This is a genomic window from Xanthomonas albilineans, from assembly GCF_009931595.1.
Lineage (GTDB): Bacteria > Pseudomonadota > Gammaproteobacteria > Xanthomonadales > Xanthomonadaceae > Xanthomonas_A > Xanthomonas_A albilineans.
The window spans coordinates 2,667,177-2,689,219 of the sequence record NZ_CP046570.1 but is presented as its reverse complement, the minus strand read 5'-3'; the positions used below and the strand labels follow the sequence as shown (position 1 = coordinate 2,689,219).

Sequence of the window (22,043 nt, the reverse complement as noted above, 5' to 3'; positions counted from 1 at the left end):
AGTGACATGAATCGCATCTATCGACTGGTGTTCAACCGGGCTCTGCGCGTGTGGCAGGTCGCTTCGGAACAGGTGCGCCGCCCGGCGGGCAGTGCGTTGCGCGGCGCGGACGCGGGCCCGACGCGGATGACCCACTTGTGCTGGGCGCTGTGCTGGGTGCTGGCAGGGGTGGGGGTGTCCGGTGCGGTGCAGGCGCAGTCGGCCGGGCGCATCGTGGGCGATCCCACTGCACCCGGCGCGCAGCGCCCGACGGTGCTCAACGCCGCCAATGGCGTGCCGTTGGTGAACATCACCACGCCCTCGGCAGCGGGGGTGTCGCGCAACAACTACAGCCAGTTCGACGTGGGCGGGCAGGGGGCGATCCTCAACAACTCCCCCGTGCAGAGCCAGACCCAACTGGGCGGCTGGGTGCAGGGCAATCCGTGGCTGTCCACCGGTGCCAAGGTGATCCTCAACGAGGTCAACGGGCCGGTCAGCCACCTGGGGGGCTACGTGGAAGTGGCCGGCGCACGCGCGGAAGTGGTTATCGCCAATCCGGCGGGCATCCAGGTCGATGGCGGCGGCTTCCTCAACGCCAGCCGGGTCACGCTGACCACCGGCACGCCACTGGTCTCCAACGGCGCGCTGGATGGGTATCGGGTGAGCGGCGGGACGATCCAGATCATGGGCGCCGGCTTGGACAGCCGTGGCGCCGACTACACCGGCCTGCTGGCGCGTGCGGTGCAGATCAACGCGGGGATCTGGGCCAATCAAGTGCAGGCGGTACTCGGCAGCAACGTGGTCAGCGCCGACCAGCACCAGATCACCGCGCAGGCGGCCAGCGGCGCGGCGCCGGCGTTCGCGCTGGATGTCGGGGCGCTGGGCGGCATGTTCGCCAACAAGATCTGGTTGATCGGTAACGAGCATGGCGTGGGCGTGCGCAACGCGGGCAATCTGGGTGCGCAGGCGGGCGAACTGGTGGTGACGGTGGATGGCCGTCTGGAGAACAGCGGTGCGCTGCAATCGCAGCAGGACACGCAGATCGCGGCCAGTGGCGGCATCGCCAATGCCGGCGTGGTCAGTGCGCGTGGCACCTTGCAGGTCAGCACCGCCGCGGATGTGGACAACCGCGGCGGCACGCTCAACGCGCAGCGCTTGCAGATCGCGGCAGCGACGTTGCGCAACCAGGGTGGCAAGATCGAGCAGACCGGCATGCAGGCGCTGGGAGTGAACGCCGGCAGCCTGAGCAACCGCACGCAAGGCAGCCTGGGCACGGTGCCCGGTAGCGACGGGCAAGGGAACACGCCTGCGCCCGGCCCTGGCACAGGGACGAGCACGGACACCGGCGGCGCTGGCAACACGGCCAGCAGCGGCACGACGCCGAACGCCGGCAGCGGCCAAACCACGGCCGGTGCGCCCCTGGCCCCAGGCTTGTTGACCGTTACCGGTGCGCTCGATAACGACGGCGGGCGCATCGATGGCGCCGGCCCGATCGCCGTGTCGGTGGCCGCCGGGCTGGACAACAGCGGCGGACGCCTGGGCGTGGCCGCGTTGAGCGTGCGCGGGGACCTGCGCAACCAGGCCGGCACCCTGGCAGTGTACGGCGATGCGGATTTGCAGCTCGGTGCGCTGGTCAACGACCAGGGGCATCTGGACGTGGCCAACGCGCTGGGCCTGAACGCGGCGTCGTTGAGTAACCAAGGCGGCAGCCTGCGCCACGGCGGCAGCGATGCGACCGCCTGGCACGTGCAGGGCCTGCTGGACAACACTGGCGGCGTGCTGTCCAGCAATGCGGCGGCGTGGCAACTGGATGCGCAGACGGTGGTCAACGTCAATGGGCGCATCGCCCACAGCGGCACTCAAGGGCTGAGCCTGACCGCGCAGAACTGGTCCGGTGCCGGCGGGCAGATCGCCACGCCGGGCGCGCTGGTCTGGCGTGCCGGCAGCATCGACCATCGCGCCGCCACGGCGAGCGCCAGCGTGCTGGATGTGCAAGCCGACAGCCTGGACAACCGCGGCGGCGGCTTGCTGTCCACCGGCACGCAGGCGGCCAGCGTGCAGGTACGCGATCTGCTGGACAACGGTACCGGTGGCAGCATCGCCAGCAATGGCGATCTGCGCCTGGGGGCCGGGACCTTCGGCAATGCCGGTGGGCAGGTGCAGCAAGCCGGTAACGGGATGTTGCGCATCGCCGCCGGCAGCCTGGCGGGCAGCGGTGGTCGGCTGCTCAGCAACGGCGGGTTGACGGTGAGCGGCGGAGCGATCGACCTGAGCGGGGGCACCACCTCGGCGCAGTGGATCGGGATCAGTGCCGATAGCCTGAGCACCGCCGGCGGCACATTGCTGGCGGCCGGCCACGACGGGGCGCAACTGACCATCGGCGGCACCCTGGACAACACGGCCGGGACGCTGTCGTCCAATGGCGATGTGACGGTGCAGGCCGGTCGCGTGCTCAATCGCGGCGGCAGCGTGGTCGCCGCCGGCGGGGCGGCGTTGCAGATCGCGGCGGCGAGCGTGCTGGACAACAGCCAGGGCGGCCGCCTGGCCGCCAGCGGCGACGTCAGCGTGCGCGCGGCGGCACTGGACAACACCCAGGGCGCGATCGAACACGCCGGCGCCGGCACCTTGAGCGTGGCCGCACAGACCCTGCAAGGCGCCGGCGGCAAGCTGCTGACGCAAGGGAGCTTGCAACTGAGCGGCGGCGATCTGGAACTGGGCGCGGGCAGCACGACCCAGGCCAAACAGATCACGCTCGTCGCCGACACCCTCAATAATGCCGGCGGCCACCTGATGGCCACCGGCGACCAAGCCATGACGCTGCGCCTGAGCGGGGCGCTGGACAACGATGGCGGCAGCATCGCCGGCAATGGTGCGCTGGCGGTGCAGGCCGGCGCGCTGTCCAACCGCGGCGGCACCCTCACCGCGGCGGGCAGCGCCGAGAGCGACATCGTGGTGAGCGGGCAACTGGACAACACCCAGGGCACCGTGGCCAGCAACGGCAGTCTTCTGTCCATCGCCGCCGACCAACTGATCAACGCCCATGGCACCCTCAGCCACACCGGCAGCCAGGGGCTGAGGCTCACCGCTAACGGCGTGACCAACACGCAAGGCAGCATCGTCAGCAGCGCCGCGCTGACCTTGGCGGCCAACACGGTGGATCAACGCCAGGGCACCCTGGGCGCGGCCAGCCTCCAAGTGCAGGCCGGCACGCTGGACAACAGCGGTGGCGGGCGGATCGTGGCCAGCGGCAATGCCGCCAGCGTGCTGCACGCGCAGCGCTTGAACAATGCTGGCGGCACGGTGGCCAGCAATGGCGACCTGACCCTGCAAGCGACATCGCTGGACAACACCCAGGGCGCCATCCAGCACGCCGGCAGCGGGCAATTGCAGATTGCGGCGGACACGCTGAGCGGCAGTGGTGGCAGCATCGTCAGCAACGGCACGCTGGGCATCACCGGGCAGAACACCGACCTGAGCCATGGGACCACCTCGGCGCAGACCATCGGCATCGCCACTGGTACGCTCAGCACCGCTGGCGGCCACCTGACCGCCAGCGGCACGCAAGCCCTGAACCTCAATGTTGGCGGCACGCTGGACAATACCGGCGGCACGATCGCCGGCAACGGCGTCCTGGCCTTGAACGCACAGCGCCTGCTCAACGCACAGGGCAGCGTGCAGGCGGCGGGCCAGGGCCTGTCGACGCTGCGTATCGCCCAGGATGTGCAGAACCAGCAAGGCAAGCTCCTGCTGGGTGGCGCGGGGCAGTTCAACGCGGCCAGTCTGGCGAACCAGGGCGGCATCGTCTCCGCCGCCGGCAACGCCTTGCAGATGCAGGTGGATGGCGCGCTGGACAACCATGCACACGGCGTGATCTCCAGCGCCGGCCAACTGGCCCTGACGGCGGGCACGCTGGACAACAGCAGTACCGGCACGGTCGTGGCTGGCAGCGACCTGAGCGGCCAGATTGGCGGGGCGCTGGACAACGACGCAGGCATCCTCCAGGCGAGCGGTGCTGTGCAACTGCAAAGCGCCGGGTTGTCCAACCGGGCCGGCAGCGTGGTCGGCGGTACGCTGAGCGTGGACACCCAGGGGCAGGCACTGGACAACAGCGGCGGCACCCTGGGCAGCCAGAACGGCGCGCTGGCTCTGCACAGCGGTGCCCTCATCAACGCCGGTGGGCGGGTGCAGGCCAAGACCGACCTGTCCGTGCAGACCGACGGCCAGGCCATCGTCAACACCGGCTCCGGCGCCAACGGCGGCCTGCTCGCCGGTGGTCATCTGCAAGTGGACGGTGGCCGCCTGGACAACCGCGGCGGTGTCGTCTTTGCCCAGGGCGATGCGCGGCTGGGCCTGGGCAGCGTGGACAACAGCGCCGCCGGCAGCCTGAGCGCGGCTGGCAATCTGGCGCTGAACGCGGCGACGTTGAACAACGCCGGCGGTCGGGTCCAAGGCGGACAGAGCCTGGCCCTGGCCCTGGGCGGGGACTTGAACAACCAGGCCGGGCTGCTCGCGGCCAACGGTCTGCTCAGCCTCACCGCCGCCACGCTGGATAACCGCAACACCTTCACTGCCAGCAACGCGCTGGGCGTGCAGGCCGGGCAACTGCAACTGCGGGCGCAGGCGCTGAACAACCAGCAGGGCCAGCTGCTCAGCAACGGTGCCAGCAGCATGCAACTGAGCGCGTGGCTGGACAACAGCGGCGGTCGGATCGCCTCCGGCGGCAGCTTGAACACCCATGCCGACGCGGTCACCAACACCGCCGGGATGCTGCGCTCGCAAGGCAACCAGTTCCTGGCCGCGCGCGCGCTCAGCGGCGATGGACAAGTGCAATCCCAGGGCGATCTGGGCCTGAGCCTGCACGAGAGCCTGACCAATACCGGGCAACTGATCGCCAACGGCAATCTGTCCGTGCACACCGACGGCGATCTGCTCAACCAAGGCGTGCTGCGCGCGAACACTCTGGATTTGTCTGCCGCCAATGTGGACAACGCGGCCAGCGGGGAGATGAGCAGCCAGGGCGTCACCCACGTGCAGGCGAGCGGGCAACTGACCAATCGCGGCCTGATCGACGGCGCGCTGACCCAACTGCAAGCGGGGACCGTGGACAACGTGGGCACCGGGCGGGTGTATGGGGACCACGTCGCCATCGCCGCCGGCACGTTGCTCAACCGTGCCGAGAGCGTGGCCGGGGTGACCCATGCGGCCACGGTGGCCGCGCGCCAGCGTCTGGACATCGGCGTGGGCCAATTGACCAACACCGACAGTGCCTTACTCTACAGCGATGGCGATGCGGCCATCGGCGGTGCGCTGGATGGCAACAGCCAGGCCACCGGCAATGCCAATCGGGTGGACAACCTCGGCTCCACTATCGAAATCGCTGGCACGCTGGCGCTGCATGCCAGCGCGCTCAACAACATCCGCCAGAACGTGGTCATCACGCAGACCACGACCACCGCCGCGCCGGTGCGGCTGGATCAACCCAGCTGGCGCAACAACGGCCAAAATGCCCATAACGATCTGCGCTCCACCAGCAACTACAGCGCGTACGAGGTCTATTACCTCAACCCGCAGGACATCCTGCAAGACACGGTGTACACCACGCCCGATGGCTATCAGGTGCATCAGGCGACGATCCGGCTCACGCCGCAGACCAGCGCGTACTTCTTCGCCAGTGGCGCGCTGTATGGGGCCACCGGCGAGCGCTCGCGGCTGGACCCACGCACAGGCACGGTGACCATCTATTACACGGGTCGGGACGATAACAACATCAATCCGGACCAGGTGAGCAGCGGCGCCAGCGATCCCTTTGCTGGGATGAGCGAGCACGAGCCTGGCGCACCCGAATTCCACTACGAGAGCGACACCCTCACATACTCCAACGCGTATGGCACCTGCACGCGCAACTGCGTGCGCCTGATCGCGCAATACGCCTACACCGATCCAAACCACATCCTGAGCCATCCGCAAGGCACCGGCGGCGGCGGCCTGGACGACAACGAGCAATACCGTATCGCCACGCGCACCACGATGCAGGACGTGCTGCAACCGGGCGTGGGTCCGGATGCGGTGATCCACTCGGGCGGCGCGATGCACCTCGTTACCGACAACCTGCACAACACCTATGCGCGCATCGCCGCCGGCGGCGACCTGAGCATCGACGGCATCACCGGCGCGGCCAGCGTGACCAACCTGGCGCAGACGCTGTACCGCACCGACAGCTTCAACAACGTGTCGCACGCGTACAACGGCACCACGCGGCAGTGGAGCAATCCATCGATCTCGGTGCAGATCGGCCAGATCGGCGGTTCGATCACCAGCGGCGGCACGCTGCACATCGACGTGGGCACTCTGAGCAACCTCAACCAGGGCCGCGCCGCGCCCAATGTGCAGGACGGGTCGGTGCTGGCCAACCTGGGCGTGCAGGGTGCGCAGGGCGCGGTGAGCGGTGGCGGGGTCGGTCCGCTGCACGGCCCAGGCGGGGTGTCCGGGAGCAGCGCGGCGCAGGCCCAATCCAGCGGTGCCCAGCGCGCCAGCACGGGCAACGCCAGCGCCATGGACGCGGTGAGCGGGCAGGGCACGGTCGGCGGCAGCGTGGCGGTCAACGCAGCAGGCGGTTCGCCGGACCGCATCGTGATGGGCACGCCGAACACGCAGCTGCCCAGCGCAAGTTTGTTCAGCGTGCAGCCCAACGGCGGCCACGCACTGGTGGAGACCGATCCACGCTTCACCAACTACCGGGTGTGGCTGAGTTCGGACGCGCAACTGCGGCAACTGGGCTACAACGCCGACACCATGCAGCAACGCCTGGGCGATGGGTACTACGAACAGAAGCTGGTGCGCGAGCAGATCGGGCAACTGACCGGGCGTCGCTTCCTGGAGGGGTATAGCAGCGACGAAGCGCAATACCAGGCGCTGCTGGAGGCCGGCGCGACGGTGGGCAAGGCCTGGGGCCTGCGTCCGGGCGTGGCGTTGACGGCGGCGCAGATGGCGCAATTGACCAGCGACATCGTGTGGTTGGTGGCGCAGACGGTGACGCTGCCCGATGGGCGCACCACCACCGCGCTGGTGCCGCAGGTGTACCTGCGTTTGCATCCGGGCGATCTGGACAGCGGCGGCGCACTACTGGCCGGTGCCAATGTTGATGCACATGTGAGCGGCACGCTGACCAACACGGGCACCATCGCCGGTCGTCAACTGGTGTCCTTGGAGGCGGGTCGGATCGAGCACCTGGGCGGCAGCATCAGCGGCAACCAAGTGGCGTTGAGCTCGGCCAGCGACATTGACATCCATGGCGCCAGCGTGAGCGCGGTGGATGCGTTGAGCGTCCGGGCGGCGGGCAACATCGACGTGGCCTCCACCGTGGAGACGCTGCAAGGCGGCGGACATCAAGAGGCGATCACGCGCGTGGCCGGGCTATACGTCACCGGAGCCAATGGCAGTGGCATCCTGTCGGTGGTGGGTGGCGGCGACGTGACCTTGCAGGGCGCACAGGTACGCAACGCCGGCACCGATGGGGTGACCCAACTGGTGGCCGGTCACGACCTGACCCTGGGCGCGCAGACGCTCACGCACAGCACCGACGCCACGCACGATGCACGCAACTACCAGCGCAGCAGCGAGACCACGCATGCGGTGAGCAGCGTGCAAGGCGCCGGCGACGTGGTGCTGGCGGCGGGCCACGATGTGACCCTGCAAGCGGCGCAGATCGGCGCCGGCAAGACGCTGGCGGTGCAGGCCGGCCACGACATCGATAGCCAGGCGGTGGTGGACAGCCGCACGCAGTCCAACAGCAGCGTGAGCAAGCGCCACTCGCTGGTCACCTCCACCCACGACGAACACGTGCAAGGCACGCAACTGGGTGCCGGTAGCGACATCGTGATGCGCGCAGGCAACGACCTGACCCTGGCATCGACGGTGGTGGCGAGCCAGACCGGCGGCATCGCCCTGGCGGCCGGCCACGACGTGGCGCTGACGGCGACGCAGGAACAACACGACAGCGTGGTGGACGAGCAAACGCGCAAGAAAAAGTTCCTCTCCAGCAAGACGACGACCACACACGACGAGAGCCACGACAGCCTAGCGGTGACGAGCAGCCTGAGTGGCGACACGGTGCAGATCGCGGCGGGCAACGATCTGTTGTCGCAAGGCGCGCAGATCGTCGGCACCGGCGACGTGGTGCTGGCCGCCGGCAACAACCTCACCTTGGAAACGGCACAGAACACGCACAGCGAGGAGCACGACAGCCAGCGCAAGAAGAGCGGCCTGTTCGGCAATGGTGGCCTCAGCGTCACCTACGGCAAGCAATCGCTCAAGACCGATACCACCAGCAGCACGCTGACCCACACCGGCAGCACGGTGGGCAGCCTGGACGGCAACGTGACGCTGGTGGCGGGCAACACGCTGGCGATCACCGGCAGCGATGTGATGGCGTTGCAAGGCGACATCACCGCCAAGGCCAAGGACATCGCGATTACCGAGGTACATGACACCCGCGACAGCACGCAGAAGACGGCGTTCAAACAAGGCGGGTTGACGGCGTCGGTGACCTCGGCGGCGCTGAACCTGGCGCAGGGGGCGGTGCACAGTGCGCAGGCGGGCAGCCAGGCCAAGGGCGATGCGCGGATGCAGGCGCTGGCCGGGGCGTCGGCGGCGTACAGCGCGTATGGGGCGGGCCAGGCGATGGGCAAGCTGCTCTCGGCCGATAGCGCCAAGGGCGTCGCGCAAGGAGCGGGCCTCAACGTCGCCATCACCGTGGGCGGCAGCCGCAGTCATAGCGAGAGCACACAACACAGCGACACCAGCAAGGGCTCGACCCTGCACGCCGGCGGCAACGTCACCCTGATCGCCACCGGCGGCGGTGACGACAGCAACCTCTTGATCCGTGGCAGCGACGTCAAAGCGGGCAACAACCTGTTGCTGGCGGCCGACCACGACATCACGGTGGAGTCGGCACAGGACAGCAGCGAGCAGCACAGCCGCAGCAAGAGCGGCAGCGCGGCGATCGGCGCGGCGATCAGCTATGGCGCCAAGGGGGCGGCGATGGGCTTCACCGCCAACGCCAGCACCGCGCATGGTCAGGGCGATGGCACGGACGTGACCCAACGCAACAGCCACCTGTCGGCGGGCAACACCGCGACCATCCTCAGTGGCAACGACACCACGCTGGATGGCGCGGTGCTGTCGGCGAACACGGTGATGGCGGATGTGGGGGGCGACCTGCACATCCACAGCGAACAGGACACCAGCCACTACGCCAGCCACGACACGGCTGCCAGCGCCAGTGTCACCGTGGGTATCGGCGCAAGCGGCAGTGCGAGTTATAGCCACTCCAAGGTGGATGGCGACTTCGCCAGCGTGCGGGAACAAAGCGGCATCCAGGCCGGCGATGGCGGGTTCGACATCACCGTGCACGGCAACACCGACCTGAAGGGCGCAGTGATCGCGAGTACCCAGGGCGCCATCGACCAAGGGCGCAACCGGTTGAGCACGGGCACGCTGACGGTGGCCGACATCACCAACACCAGCCATTACAAGGCCACGGGCGTGAACCTGTCCGGGGGGTATGCGGCGGGCGGCAGCGATGGCAAGAGCGATGGCAAAAGCGACGGCAGCAGTGGCGACACGGCCAGCAGCCAAATGCCCTCGACGGTGAATAATGGCAGCGCTTGGTCCTGGCAGAACCAGGGCAGCGGGGCGAGGGGAACGGCCGCGGGCTACGACAGCAAGAGCGGCAGCCAGACCTCGATCACCCACAGCGGGATCAGCGGTGGCGACCTGACGATCACCGATGCAGCGGGGCAACAAGCCAGGAGCGGCCACAGCATCGCCGACACGCTGGCCGCACTGAACCGCGACGTGCATACCGGCGACAGCGGTAACGGCTTGGTCAAGGACTGGAACGGGCAACAACTGCAACAGCAAGTGAAGGCTGGTGCGGAAATCATGGCGACGTTCGGGCAGCAGGCCAGTAAGGCGATTGGGGATTACGCTTCGCAAAAGGCGTTGGAACTACGTGCGCAGGGCAACGAGGCGGAAGCGGCCAAATGGGACGAAGGCGGGGCTTACCGTGTGGCGGCGCATGCGGCGATGGGCGCATTGGGCGGCGGCGTGCAAGGCGCGCTGGGCGCGGGTGCGGCCGCCAGCGCGGCGCCGAGGCTGAACGAGCTGACGAAGGACCTGCCCGACGGCGTGCGTGAAGCGGTGGGTGCGGGCCTGGCAGCGGGATTGGGGGCGGTCACCGGCGGTGCAAGCGGTGCGGCCACGGCGTTCAACGAGGATACCAATAATCGGCAGTTGCACCCCGTCGAGATGAGCTTCCTTGCTGCTGAGGCTGCCAAGTACGCGGAGTATGCAAAAATCAGTGAGAAAGAGGCAATGCAGTTGCTGATTGCTGCCACTTTGGATCAGATAGACAGTACTGCGCAGGCAAAAACCAGTGATCAGGATGCTGCAAAGTATCAATCGGCTGCAAACTGGCTTGCCAGCGAAGCGGCCGATGCGCACCTTGGGTTTGTCAATGAGAAGGGCGAGCTTCAGCAGGCGTTTACCGCGACCAAAAGCCAGTTCTACGACCCGACCCTGTACGACCAACCATATCGTGGGAATATTCTCAGCAAGATCGCGGACAAGGTATTCGATACGCATCTGACCGCTGGGCATTCGATCACGATGGACGACTATCTTGCGGTGGCGTCTGATCTCAAGTTGGAGGGGCAGTATCAACTTTGGCGGTCGACTCGACCTGCGGATATGTCCAAGTGGAGTGCAGACGATTTGCAGACGATGTCCGCATTTGTTCAGAAGAACGATCTGCGGTTGATGGCGAAGTTGGGGATTTTGGGTCCGATAGGTGCCAATTGGGTGTCCTTGTCGGATGGCGATTACAAGGGCGTAGTTGATAGCGCGGCGCTCAATATCGCTGGCGGCGTGGTGCCTGTTGGTTCAGTCGGTCGGTCATTGGAGCATGGCGCAGAGACTGCATCTGAAATATCGGGTGAAGTTAGGGGGGTAAATGGAGCAGCTAATGCTGGGGCTGATGGCCAGGCTGCTGCTAATGCAAAAATAAAAGACTATGTGAGACCAACCCATCGAGAGTCAGAGTTGGATGTTGGGGGAGATTTGGGAGCTAATGCTCGCGCACAGGTCAGCTTCAAAGATGGTCAAGAAGTTCCCTACGGTACTCCTGGTAGCGTGCGCCCAGATTGGTGTTTAGGTAATGTCTGTAGTGTTGAAGTTAAAAATTATAATATAGATAAAAATCAGCAAGGGTTAATAGATAATGTTTCTAAACAGGCTGTGCAGAGGGCGGAAAATCTTCCGCAAGGAATGGCGCAGCAGGTAGTTATTGACGTTCGTGGGCAGACTGTGACTCCTCTTCAGCGCGTGCAAATTATTCGTGGTATTGTAGATAAGTCGGGTGGCAGAATTTCCCCTTCATCAATAAGGTTTAAGACGGAATGATTAACGTAGCCATTATCTCAGCTATGACTGTCTCTGTGCTGGGTCCTTCGACTGATGTTTTAACTTTCTTTAATTCTGTTGTTTATTTGCTGGAGGGTGGTGATAGGGGTAGTAAATTTCCTGGGGTTACGGATAGGCTTTATTGCCGGTCAATAGATCTTAATGAAATATCTGAAGTAAGAGGTGAATTAAGTAATTTAAATTTAATTTTCTCGGGAATTTCGGTTGAGGATGTTGATTTAAGTAATTTTGGATTTGTAGAGAGTGGTACCTGGCTGTTGTTAAGTGGGTCTACTCTTTCGGATGTTTTTTCGAAATTATTTATTAAATTCCACGAAGCGCTGGAGTGTGCTGAGATATTTTATAAGGAATTTAAGGATTATTCTCCTGTGCGAATAGGTTTTTCTGACGCTCCATTCTATATTTCTGATATAAATCGACCTTCGGCTGATTATGATGCGCTCTCTCTGGATGATTTGCCATTTTGGCTTAGATGTCCGCCTGGGTCTGATTTGCCTGGTCAATAGCGTCTGTAAATTGAATTTTGCAGTTTCGCTCCTCAAAGCGTATCCACCAGCATTCACTTCTCACTAATCACAGTGATCACCAACTCACGATCCCGCACAGTGATGCGCAGCTTGCAGCCGATGGCGAAGCCCAACTGCTCCAGCCAGCGGCCACGCAGGCGCAGTGCGGGGACGGGCTGATGGCTGTCGGGGTAGTATCCGTAACCCATGGTGCACTGTTGCGTTGGACGCACGCGTCGCGGTGGACGTTGTTTGCGTGCAAGCTCGGCAGCATTCAGGGCCTCGGCCTGCTCGCACGTCATCATGGGGCTAGGAGTCGGTTCTACAAACTTCCATTGCAAATCGGTGCATGGTGTCGCTTTGCTTGGCGAACGCTTGTTTGTTGTCGTACTGCTGCGCGATGAAGGTTGACGCATGGCAAATGCCTCCTCGGTGTGCGAGAACCGCCGCCAACGGCAACGGGATGTCGGGAGGTTAGAAACCGCACAGAGCCGGCGGGCGTATTTCCCCGAAGGGTGTTGTATTAGCCGCCCTCCCGACGCAGGCATTGCGTCGGTTTGCACCTGCGAACAGGCACAAAAAACCCACCAGTTTGACGGAGGTGGGTACCGCTCTGTGAGGAGTTTCTACGCTCCTTGGTCGAGAGATTGCGGTCGGTTGTGTTCGATGTCAACTGCGGTGGTGGACCAACGCACGCGCAAGAGCGGGTTGCTGTCGAGCAAGACGACGACCACGCACGACGAGAGCCACGACAGCCTCGCGGTGACGAGCAGCCTGAGTGGCGACACGGTGCAGATCGCGGCGGGCAACGACCTGTTGTCGCAAGGCGCGCAGATCGTCGGCACCGGCGACGTGGTGCTGGCCGCCGGCAACAACCTCACCCTGGAAACGGCACAGAACACGCACAGCGAGGAGCACGACAGCCAGCGCAAGAAGAGCGGCCTGTTCGGCAATGGTGGCCTCAGCGTCACCTACGGCAAGCAATCGCTCAAGACCGATACCACCAGCAGCACGCTGACCCACACCGGCAGCACGGTGGGCAGCCTGGACGGCAACGTGACGCTGGTGGCGGGCAACACGCTGGCGATCACCGGCAGCGATGTGATGGCGTTGCAAGGCGACATCACCGCCAAGGCCAAGGACATCGCGATTACCGAGGTACATGACACCCGCGACAGCACGCAGAAGACGGCGTTCAAACAAGGCGGGTTGACGATGTCGGTGACCTCGGCGGCGCTGAACCTGGCGCAGGGGGCGGTGCACAGTGCGCAGGCGGGCAGCCAGGCCAAGGGCGATGCGCGGATGCAGGCGCTGGCCGGGGCGTCGGCGGCGTACAGCGCGTATGGGGCGGGCCAGGCGATGGGCAAGCTGCTCTCGGCCGATAGCGCCAAGGACGCTATGCAAGGAGCGGGCATCAACGTCGCCATCACCGTGGGCGGCAGCCGCAGTCATAGCGAGAGCACACAACACAGCGACACCAGCAAGGGCTCGACCCTGCACGCCGGCGGCAACGTCACCCTGATCGCCACCGGCGGCGGTGACGACAGCAACCTCTTGATCCGTGGCAGCGACGTCAAAGCGGGCAACAACCTGTTGCTGGCGGCCGACCACGACATCACGGTGGAGTCGGCACAGGACAGCAGCGAGCAGCACAGCCGCAGCAAGAGCGGCAGCGCGGCGATCGGCGCGGCGATCAGCTATGGCGCCAAGGGGGCGGCGATGGGCTTCACCGCCAACGCCAGCACCGCGCATGGTCAGGGCGATGGCACGGACGTGACCCAACGCAACAGCCACCTGTCGGCGGGCAACACCGCGACCATCCTCAGTGGCAACGACACCACGCTGGATGGCGCGGTGCTGTCGGCGAACACGGTGATGGCGGATGTGGGGGGCGACCTGCACATCCACAGCGAACAGGACACCAGCCACTACGCCAGCCACGACACGGCTGCCAGCGCCAGTGTCACCGTGGGTATCGGCGCAAGCGGCAGTGCGAGTTATAGCCACTCCAAGGTGGATGGCGACTTTGCCAGCGTGCGGGAACAAAGCGGCATCCAAGCCGGCGATGGCGGGTTCGACATCACCGTGCACGGCAACACCGACCTGAAGGGCGCAGTGATCGCGAGCACGCAAGCGGCCATCGACCAAGGCCGCAACCAACTGACCACCGGCACGCTGACGGTGGCCGACATCACCAACACCAGCCACTACAAGGCCACGGGCGTGAACCTGTCCGGGGGTATGCGGCGGGCGGTAGCAATGGCAAGAGCGATGGCAAAAGCGACGGCAGCAGTGGCGACACGGCCAGCAGCCAAATGCCCCCGACGGCGAACCAGGGCAGCAGTTGGTCCTGGCAGAACCAGGGCAGCGGGGCGAGGGGAACGGCCGCTGGCTACGACAGCAAGAGCGGCAGCCAGACCTCGATCACCCACAGCGGGATCAGCGGTGGCGACCTGACGATCACCGATGCAGCGGGGCAACAAGCCAAGAGCGGGAAGAGCATCGCCGACACCCTGGCCGCGCTGAACCGCGACGTGCATACCGGGGACAGCGGTAATGGATTGGTCAAGGACTGGAACGGGCAACAACTGCAACAGCAAGTGACCGCTGGTGCGGAAATCATGGCGACGTTCGGGCAGCAGGCCAGTAAGGCGATTGGGGATTACGCCGAGCACAAGACGAACGAAGCGGCGGCCATGCGGCTGCAAGCCGCTAACACCACCGACCCGGATCAGAAAGCGCAATTGATCGCGCAGGCCGACCAACTGGACAGCCAGTGGGGTGCCAATGGCACGCTGCGGGTGCTGGCGCATACGGCGGTGGGAGGATTGACCGGTGGAGTAGGCGGCGCCGCAGGCGCGGCGGCGGGCACGCTGACGGCCCCGGCGGTGGCCGATGCGCTACGCAATGCCGGCGTGACCGGGCCACTGGCCGATGCGTTGACGGGCCTGGCATCGACAGCGGCGGGTGCTGTGGCCGGTGGTGCATCGGGCGCGGCGACGGCAGGGAATGAGGTGGCGAATAATTATTTGAACCACCAGCAAATTACTCAGCTGCAAAGTGAGTTAGCATCGTGCTCAATAACCGGGGGATGCGACGAGGTAGTGCAGAAGTACGTTGCCCTCTCGAAAAGCAACGACCTCGCGCTACAGCAGGCATGTTCCCAAGACCCTTCGGGAAGCGCTTGCCAGCAGGGTGTGCGCGAGGCGCTCAGTTATGTGGGGGATCAGTCTTGGAAAAGCTATGCTTCTTTTTTAACTGGTGCGCCTTACCGTGCTCCATTGACGCAGATGGATGGTGATATTAAAGATTCTCGCAAGAGTACCTTGGATCTAGTCTTCGGTGATCGCCAAGTCTATGCGGCAATCAACGATATTATTCCGCGTGCGGATTTCTTCGGGGCGATGGCGAGGCAGACGGGGGCAGTATGGTTTGCTGTGGCTGAAAATCAATCCAGAACGAATTTGAGTGGTCCAATTTTTGGGTTGGGAGATTCTTACAACAAGTTTTGGGTAGGCACCGTCATGGAAGATTGGAGGTCTGCCGCAGGTAATGAGATTATGTCTCATGGTTATGATAGTTTCAATAAAATATATATGGATCGATCCGTCGATCCTGTTCAGTGGAGTCTTGCCCAGATAGGTAATGAACAGCGTGATCCTGTATTGCAAAAAATACACGAGAATTATATTAAAAAAATGGCCTGGCCTTCTGTTGAATTAATGCAAAAAATTGGAGGGGTTGAAAATATTTTTGACCCCGAATCCAGAGTCGATACTGGGTGCAGAAATATGGGTTTTTCAAATGGTTGCGCTGGAAAGGCTCCAGGCAAATAATTATTTAAATTGGCGCAAGACGGAGCATTTGTATATGACGGTCGGCGGATTTGGGTGGGAGTTTTTATTTTTATTTTTAGGCTTGATTGTTTCTGCTATATCTTTGATTGTAATTCCAGTATCATTTTTATTTAAATTCGATAGATTTGCCATTAGAATTTTATTTAACATCCACGGTGTTTTATGTGTGGGACATGCATATCTTTTTTTAAAAATAGTAAAAAGTTTTTTTGATGGTTATGTGAAATCTATTTTTGATTTCGTCTTTCTGTGGGCATTGGCGGGTACAGTTTATTTTTTTATTTTAATTCTTAGTTCATATTTGTATTGCAGAGGGCGAAGCACTCCAAATTTTTATTACTATATTACGTTTATTTCATGCGGCATATTTCCTTTCATGGCGATCGTGGTCATGAATTTAATTAAGATTTTTAATTAATTCCCGCTGAAAAATCTGTAGATTAAACCGTACAACAAGCTGGCGGCCACTACTCTGTTAAATGAATTTTTAACCTCGGCCTTCACGTTTCGTCCACTGGAATGCACTCCTCACCAACCACCGTAATAACCAACTCACGATCCCGCACAGTGATGCGCAGCTTGGAGCCGATGGCGAAACCCAACTGTTCCAGCCAGCGACCACGCAAGCGCAGGGCGGGCACGGGTTGATGGCTGTCGGGGTAGTAGCCGTAACCCATGGTGCATTGTTGCGTCGGGCGCGCACGTCGCGGCGGACGTTGTGTGCGTGCAAGCTCCGCAGCATTTAGCGCCGCCGCCTGCTCGCGCGTCATCATGGGTGTGGGGATTGGTTCCACAAACGTCCATTGCAAATCGGTGCATGGCGTCGTTTGGCATCGCGAACGCTTGGTTGTTGTACTGCGACGGGATGACGGTTGACGCATGGCACATGCCTCCTCGGTGTACGAGAACCGCCGCCAACGGCGACGGGATGTCGGGAGGTTCGAAACCGCACGTAGCCGGCGGGCGTATTTCCCCGAAGGGTGTTGTATTAGCCGCCCTCCCGACGCAGGCAGTGCGTCGGTTTGCGCCTGCGAACAGGCACAAAAAACCCACCGGTTTGACGGAGGTGGGTACCGCTACGTGAGGAGTTTCGAAGCTCCTTGTGGAAGAGATTGCAGTCGGTTGCGTTCGATGTCAACTGAGCGCGCGCTCAGCGGCGATGGACAAGTGCAATCCCAGGGCGATCTGGGCCTGAGCCTGCACGAGAGCCTGACCAATACCGGGCAACTGATCGCCAACGGCAATCTGTCCGTGCACACCGATGGCGATCTGCTCAACCAGGGCGTGCTGCGCGCGAACAATCTGGATCTGGCCGCGGCCAATCTCGACAACACCGCCAGCGGCGAGATGAGCAGCCAGGGCGTTACCCACGTCCAGGCCAGCGGGCAACTGACCAATCGCGGCCTGATCGACGGCGCGCTGACCCAACTGCAAGCGGCGACCGTGGACAACGTGGGCACCGGACGGGTGTATGGGGACCACGTCGCCATCGCCGCCGGCACCTTGCTCAACCGTGCCGAGAGCGTGGCCGGGGTGACCCATGCGGCCACGGTGGCCGCGCGCCAGCGGCTGGACATCGGCGTGGGCCAATTGACCAACACCGACAGTGCCTTACTCTACAGCGATGGCGATGCGGCCATCGGCGGTGCGCTGGATGGCAACAGCCAGGCCACCGGCAATGCCAATCGGGTGGACAACCTCGGCTCCACTATCGAAATCGCTGGCACGCTGGCGCTGCATGCCAGCGCGCTCAACAACATCCGCCAGAACGTGGTCATCACGCAGACCACGACCACCGCCGCGCCGGTGCGGCTGGATCAACCGAGCTGGCGCAACAACGGCCAAAATGCCCACAACGATCTGCGCTCCACCAGCAACTACAGCGCGTACGAGGTCTATTACCTCAACCCGCAGGACATCCTGCAAGACACGGTGTACACCACGCCCGATGGCTATCAGGTGCACCAAGCGACGATCCGGCTCACGGCGCAGACCAGCGCGTACTTCTTCGCTCGTGGCGCGATGTACTCGGCCACCGGCGAGCGCTCGCGGCTGGACCCGCGCACGGGCACGGTGACGATCTACTACTCCAGTCGCCAGGACAACCAGGTCAATCCGGACCAGGTGAGCAGCGGCGCCAGCGATCCCTTCGCCGCCGTGTCCGCCGACGAACCCGGCGCCCCGCCGTTCCACTACGAGAGCGACACCCTCACATACTCCAACGCGTATGGCACCTGCACGCGCAACTGCGTGCGCCTGATCGCGCAATACGCCTACACCGATCCAAACCACATCCTGAGCCATCCGCAAGGCACCGGCGGCGGCGGCCTGGACGACAACGAGCAATACCGCATCGCCACGCGCACCACGGTGCAGGACGTGCTGCAACCGGGCGCGGGTCCGGATGCGGTGATCCACTCGGGCGGCGCGATGCATATCGTCACCGACAACCTGCACAACACCTATGCGCGCATCGCCGCCGGCGGCGACCTGAGCATCGACGGCATCACCGGCGCGGCCAGCGTGACCAACCAGGCGCAGACGCTGTACCGCACCGACAGCTTCAACAACGTGTCGCACGCGTACAACGGCACCACACGGCAGTGGAGCAATCCATCGATCTCGGTGCAGACCGGCCAGATCGGCGGATCGATCACCAGCGGCGGCACGTTGCACATCGACGTGGGCAATCTGAGCAACCTCAACCAGGGCCGCGCCGCGCCCAATGTGCAGGACGGGTCGGTGCTGGCCAACCTGGGCGTGCAGGGTGCGCAGGGCGCGGTGAGCGGTGGTGGGGTCGGTCCGCTGCACGGCCCGGGCGGAGTGTCCGGGAGCAGCGCGGCGCAGGCGCAATCCAGCGGTGCCCAGCGCGCCAGCACGGGCAACGCCAGCGCCATGGGCGCGGTGAGCGGGCAGGGTGCGGTCGGCGGCAGCGTGGCGGTCAACGCAGCGGGCGGTTCGTCGGACCGCATCGTGATGGGCACGCCGAACACGCAGCTGCCCAGCGCCAGCTTGTTCAGCGTGCAGCCCAACGGCGGCCACGCACTGGTGGAGACGGATCCACGCTTCACCAACTACCGGGTGTGGCTGAGTTCGGACGCGCAACTGCGGCAACTGGGCTACAACGCCGACACCATGCAGCAACGCCTGGGCGATGGGTACTACGAACAGAAGCTGGTGCGCGAGCAGATCGGGCAATTGACCGGGCGTCGCTTCCTGGAGGGGTATAGCAGCGACGAAGCGCAATACCAGGCGCTGCTGGAGGCCGGCGCGACGGTGGGCAAAGCCTGGGGCCTGCGCCCGGGCGTGGCGTTGACGGCAGCGCAGATGGCGCAATTGACCAGCGACATCGTGTGGCTGGTGGCGCAGACGGTGACGCTGCCCGATGGGCGCACCACCACCGCGCTGGTGCCGCAGGTGTACCTGCGTTTGCATCCGGGCGATCTGGACAGCGGCGGGGCACTACTGGCCGGTGCCAATGTCGATGCACATGTGAGCGGCACGCTGACCAACACGGGCACCATCGCCGGTCGTCAGTTGGTGTCCTTGGAGGCGGGTCGGATCGAGCACCTGGGCGGCAGCATCAGCGGCAACCAAGTGGCGTTGAGCTCGGCCAGCGACATTGACATCCATGGCGCCAGCGTGAGCGCGGTGGATGCGTTGAGTGTCCGGGCGGCAGGCAACATCGACGTGGCCTCCACCGTGGAGACGCTGCAAGGCGGCGGACATCAAGAGGCGGTCACGCGCGTGGCCGGGCTCTACGTCACCGGAGCCAATGGCAGCGGCATCCTGTCGGTGGTGGGTGGCGGCGACGTGACCTTGCAGGGCGCACAGGTACGCAACGCCGGCACCGATGGGGTGACCCAACTGGTGGCCGGTCACGACCTGACCCTGGGCGCGCAGACGCTCACGCACAGCACCGACGCCACGCACGATGCACGCAACTACCAGCGCAGCAGCGAGACCACGCATGCGGTGAGCAGCGTGCAAGGCGCGGGCGACGTGGTGCTGGCGGCGGGCCACGATGTGACCTTGCAAGCGGCGCAGATCGGCGCCGGCAAGACGCTGGCGTTGCAAGCCGGTCACGACATCGACAGTCAGGCGCTGGTGGACAGCAGCACGCAGTCGAGCAGCAACGTGGGCAAACGCCACTCGCTGGTCGCCTCCAGCCACGACGAGCAGGTGCAAGGCACGCAACTGAGTGCTGGTAGCGACATCGTGATGCGCGCAGGCAACGACCTGACCCTGGCATCGACGGCGGTCGCCAGCCAGAACGGGGCCATCGCCCTGGCCGCCGGCCACGACGTGGCGCTGACGGCGACGCAGGAACAACACGACAGCGTGGTTGACGAGCAAACGCGCAAGAAAAAGTTCCTCTCCAGCAAGACGACGACCACGCACGACGAGAGCCACGACAGCATTGCGGTGACGAGCAGCCTGAGTGGCGACACGGTGCAGATCGCGGCGGGCAACGATCTGTTGTCGCAAGGCGCGCAGATCGTCGGCACCGGCGACGTGGTGCTGGCCGCCGGCAACAACCTCACCCTGGAGACGGCGCAGAACACGCACAGCGAGGAGCACGACAAACAGCGCAAGAAGAGCGGCCTGTTCGGCAGTGGCGGGGCCAGCTTCACCATCGGTGCGAGCAAGCAGACCAATACGCTCGATACCACGCAAGTGACCCACACCGGCAGCACGGTGGGCAGCATCGACGGCGCGGTCACAATGACGGCGGGCAATGCGCTGGCGATCAGCGGCAGCGACGTGCTGAGCAAGACCGGCACGGCCATCGTGGGTAAGGACGTGACCATCTCGGCAGTGGAAGACACCGTGGACACGGTGGAGACCTCCAAGCAGCACAGCGCCGGCATCAACGTGGGGCTGACCGGCGCGGTGGTGCAGGCAGCTGAAGCGGCGTATGGCATGACCCAGCGTGGCGGCCAAGTGAGCGATGACCGGCTCAAGGCGCTGTACGCGGTCAAGGCGGCGTATGCGGCCAAGGACAGCGTGGATGCTTATCAGGCTGCCACCGCGCAAGGTGGATCGATGGGGGGCGTCAGCGTGCGCATCGGCATCGGCGCCAGCAGCGCATCGAGCAAGAGCACCACGCATGAGGAGAGCACGGTGGGCAGTCGCATCCAGAGCGAGGGCAACGTCACCATCGCGGCCACCGGTGGCGACCTCAACGTGATCGGCAGCAAGATCGACGGCGAGAATGTCGCGTTAGCTGCGGCGCACGACCTGAACCTGCTGAGCCAGGAGGAACGCAACACGCAGAAGTCGGACAACAAGAACGCCGGTGGGGAGATCGGCGTGAGCGTGGGCACCACCACGGGTGTGTACGTGACCGCCTATGCGGGCAAGGGCAATGCCAAGGGCAACAGCACGCTGCACACCGAGAGCGTGGTTTCCGCGAAGGACACGCTGAGCCTGGTCAGCGGCCACGACACCACGATCAAGGGTGCGCAGGCGATCGGCAACCAGGTGCTGGCCCAGGTTGGCGGCAACCTGCTGATCCAGAGCGAGCAGGACACCGGCGACTACAAGAGCAAGCAACAACAGGCGGGCGCGACGGTGGTGTGGGGGTTCAGCGGGAGCAGCGCCAGCTATAGCCAGCAGAAGGTCAACAGCACCTACACCAGCGTCAAGGAGCAGAGCGGCATCCAGGCCGGCGATGGCGGGTTCGCGATCCATGTGGGCGGCAACACTCACCTGATTGGGGGGGCCATTGCGAGTACGGCCGATCCGGCGTTGAATCATCTGTCAACCGGGAGTTTGACGGTGGAAGACCTGCAAAACGTATCGAAGGCCAGTGCGTCCGGCACGAGCGTGACGGTGGATTCGAGCATGTTAAGCGGGAGCAAATATGCGGCGTCCAAGGGCGTGGCAAGCAACGCACTGGGGAGCGGAAGCTCCAGCGAGCATCACACGAGCACGACGCGCAGCGATATCGCCGCTGGTGCGGTGGAGATCCGCAACAATGATGATGCCGCGCTGGCTGGCCTGGCGAGAAAGGCGTCTGTCTTGGATGGTAACGGTGTTGTGGAAGTTGATCAGAAAAAGCTGCAGGAGGACGTGGAGTTCCAGCAGCAGGCGAAGCGGTTGGTTTATGATCGGGTGGTCAAGGTCACGGATGAGGCTTATGCTGATATGTTCGTCAAGGATCACACGTTATATAAAGTTGCAAAGGATGCACATAGTGAATTGGTCCCCGGGCAGG

The 22,043-nt window shown here is 63.9% G+C and carries 4 protein-coding genes and 2 pseudogenes; 4 read left to right on the top strand and 2 right to left on the bottom strand.

Annotation, left to right across the window (positions count from 1 at the left end; translation table 11 throughout):
- Positions 1-6: 6 nt before the first annotated feature.
- Both XaFJ1_RS11135 and XaFJ1_RS11130 read left to right on the top strand, forming a co-directional pair.
- On the top strand, positions 7-11,439 hold the full coding sequence (locus tag XaFJ1_RS11135) for a hemagglutinin repeat-containing protein (RefSeq protein ID WP_161525185.1): 11,433 nt from the start codon (positions 7-9) through the stop codon (positions 11,437-11,439).
- Positions 11,436-11,966 (top strand): Imm70 family immunity protein, encoded by a 531-nt coding sequence (locus XaFJ1_RS11130; RefSeq protein WP_080931574.1) that lies wholly within the window; start codon positions 11,436-11,438, stop codon positions 11,964-11,966. The genes XaFJ1_RS11135 and XaFJ1_RS11130 overlap by 4 nt, the downstream gene beginning before the upstream one ends.
- A 53-nt stretch (positions 11,967-12,019) precedes the next feature.
- Here the strand turns inward: XaFJ1_RS11130 and XaFJ1_RS11125 are convergent, their stop codons facing one another.
- Complete coding sequence (locus XaFJ1_RS11125) at positions 12,020-12,271, bottom strand: SymE family type I addiction module toxin (protein WP_045757077.1); 252 nt, start codon at positions 12,269-12,271, stop codon at positions 12,020-12,022.
- Positions 12,272-12,641: 370 nt separating this feature from the next.
- Here XaFJ1_RS11125 and XaFJ1_RS16540 point away from each other — a divergent pair.
- Positions 12,642-15,802 (top strand): annotated as a pseudogene (locus XaFJ1_RS16540) (hemagglutinin repeat-containing protein); the annotation flags it as partial.
- A gap of 521 nt (positions 15,803-16,323) precedes the next feature.
- On the opposite strand, the gene XaFJ1_RS11110 reads toward XaFJ1_RS16540, so the two are convergent.
- Positions 16,324-16,596: a SymE family type I addiction module toxin gene (locus tag XaFJ1_RS11110; protein WP_045756955.1), complete on the bottom strand. Its 273-nt coding sequence runs from the start codon at positions 16,594-16,596 to the stop codon at positions 16,324-16,326.
- A 370-nt stretch (positions 16,597-16,966) separates the two neighbouring features.
- On the opposite strand from XaFJ1_RS11110, the pseudogene XaFJ1_RS11105 reads away from it, so the two are divergent.
- Positions 16,967-21,919, top strand: a pseudogene (locus XaFJ1_RS11105) (hemagglutinin repeat-containing protein); the annotation flags it as partial.
- Between the last annotated feature and the right edge of the window lie 124 nt (positions 21,920-22,043).

What these genes read in the sequence shown, in the direction of transcription:
- XaFJ1_RS11125 (WP_045757077.1), bottom strand. Translation starts at nt 12,271, where the DNA reads ATGATGACGTGCGAGCAGGCCGAGGCCCTGAATGCTGCCGAGCTTGCA.
- XaFJ1_RS11110 (WP_045756955.1), bottom strand. Translation starts at nt 16,596, where the DNA reads ATGATGACGCGCGAGCAGGCGGCGGCGCTAAATGCTGCGGAGCTTGCA.
- XaFJ1_RS11130 (WP_080931574.1), top strand. Translation starts at nt 11,436, where the DNA reads ATGATTAACGTAGCCATTATCTCAGCTATGACTGTCTCTGTGCTGGGT.
- XaFJ1_RS11135 (WP_161525185.1), top strand. Translation starts at nt 7, where the DNA reads ATGAATCGCATCTATCGACTGGTGTTCAACCGGGCTCTGCGCGTGTGG.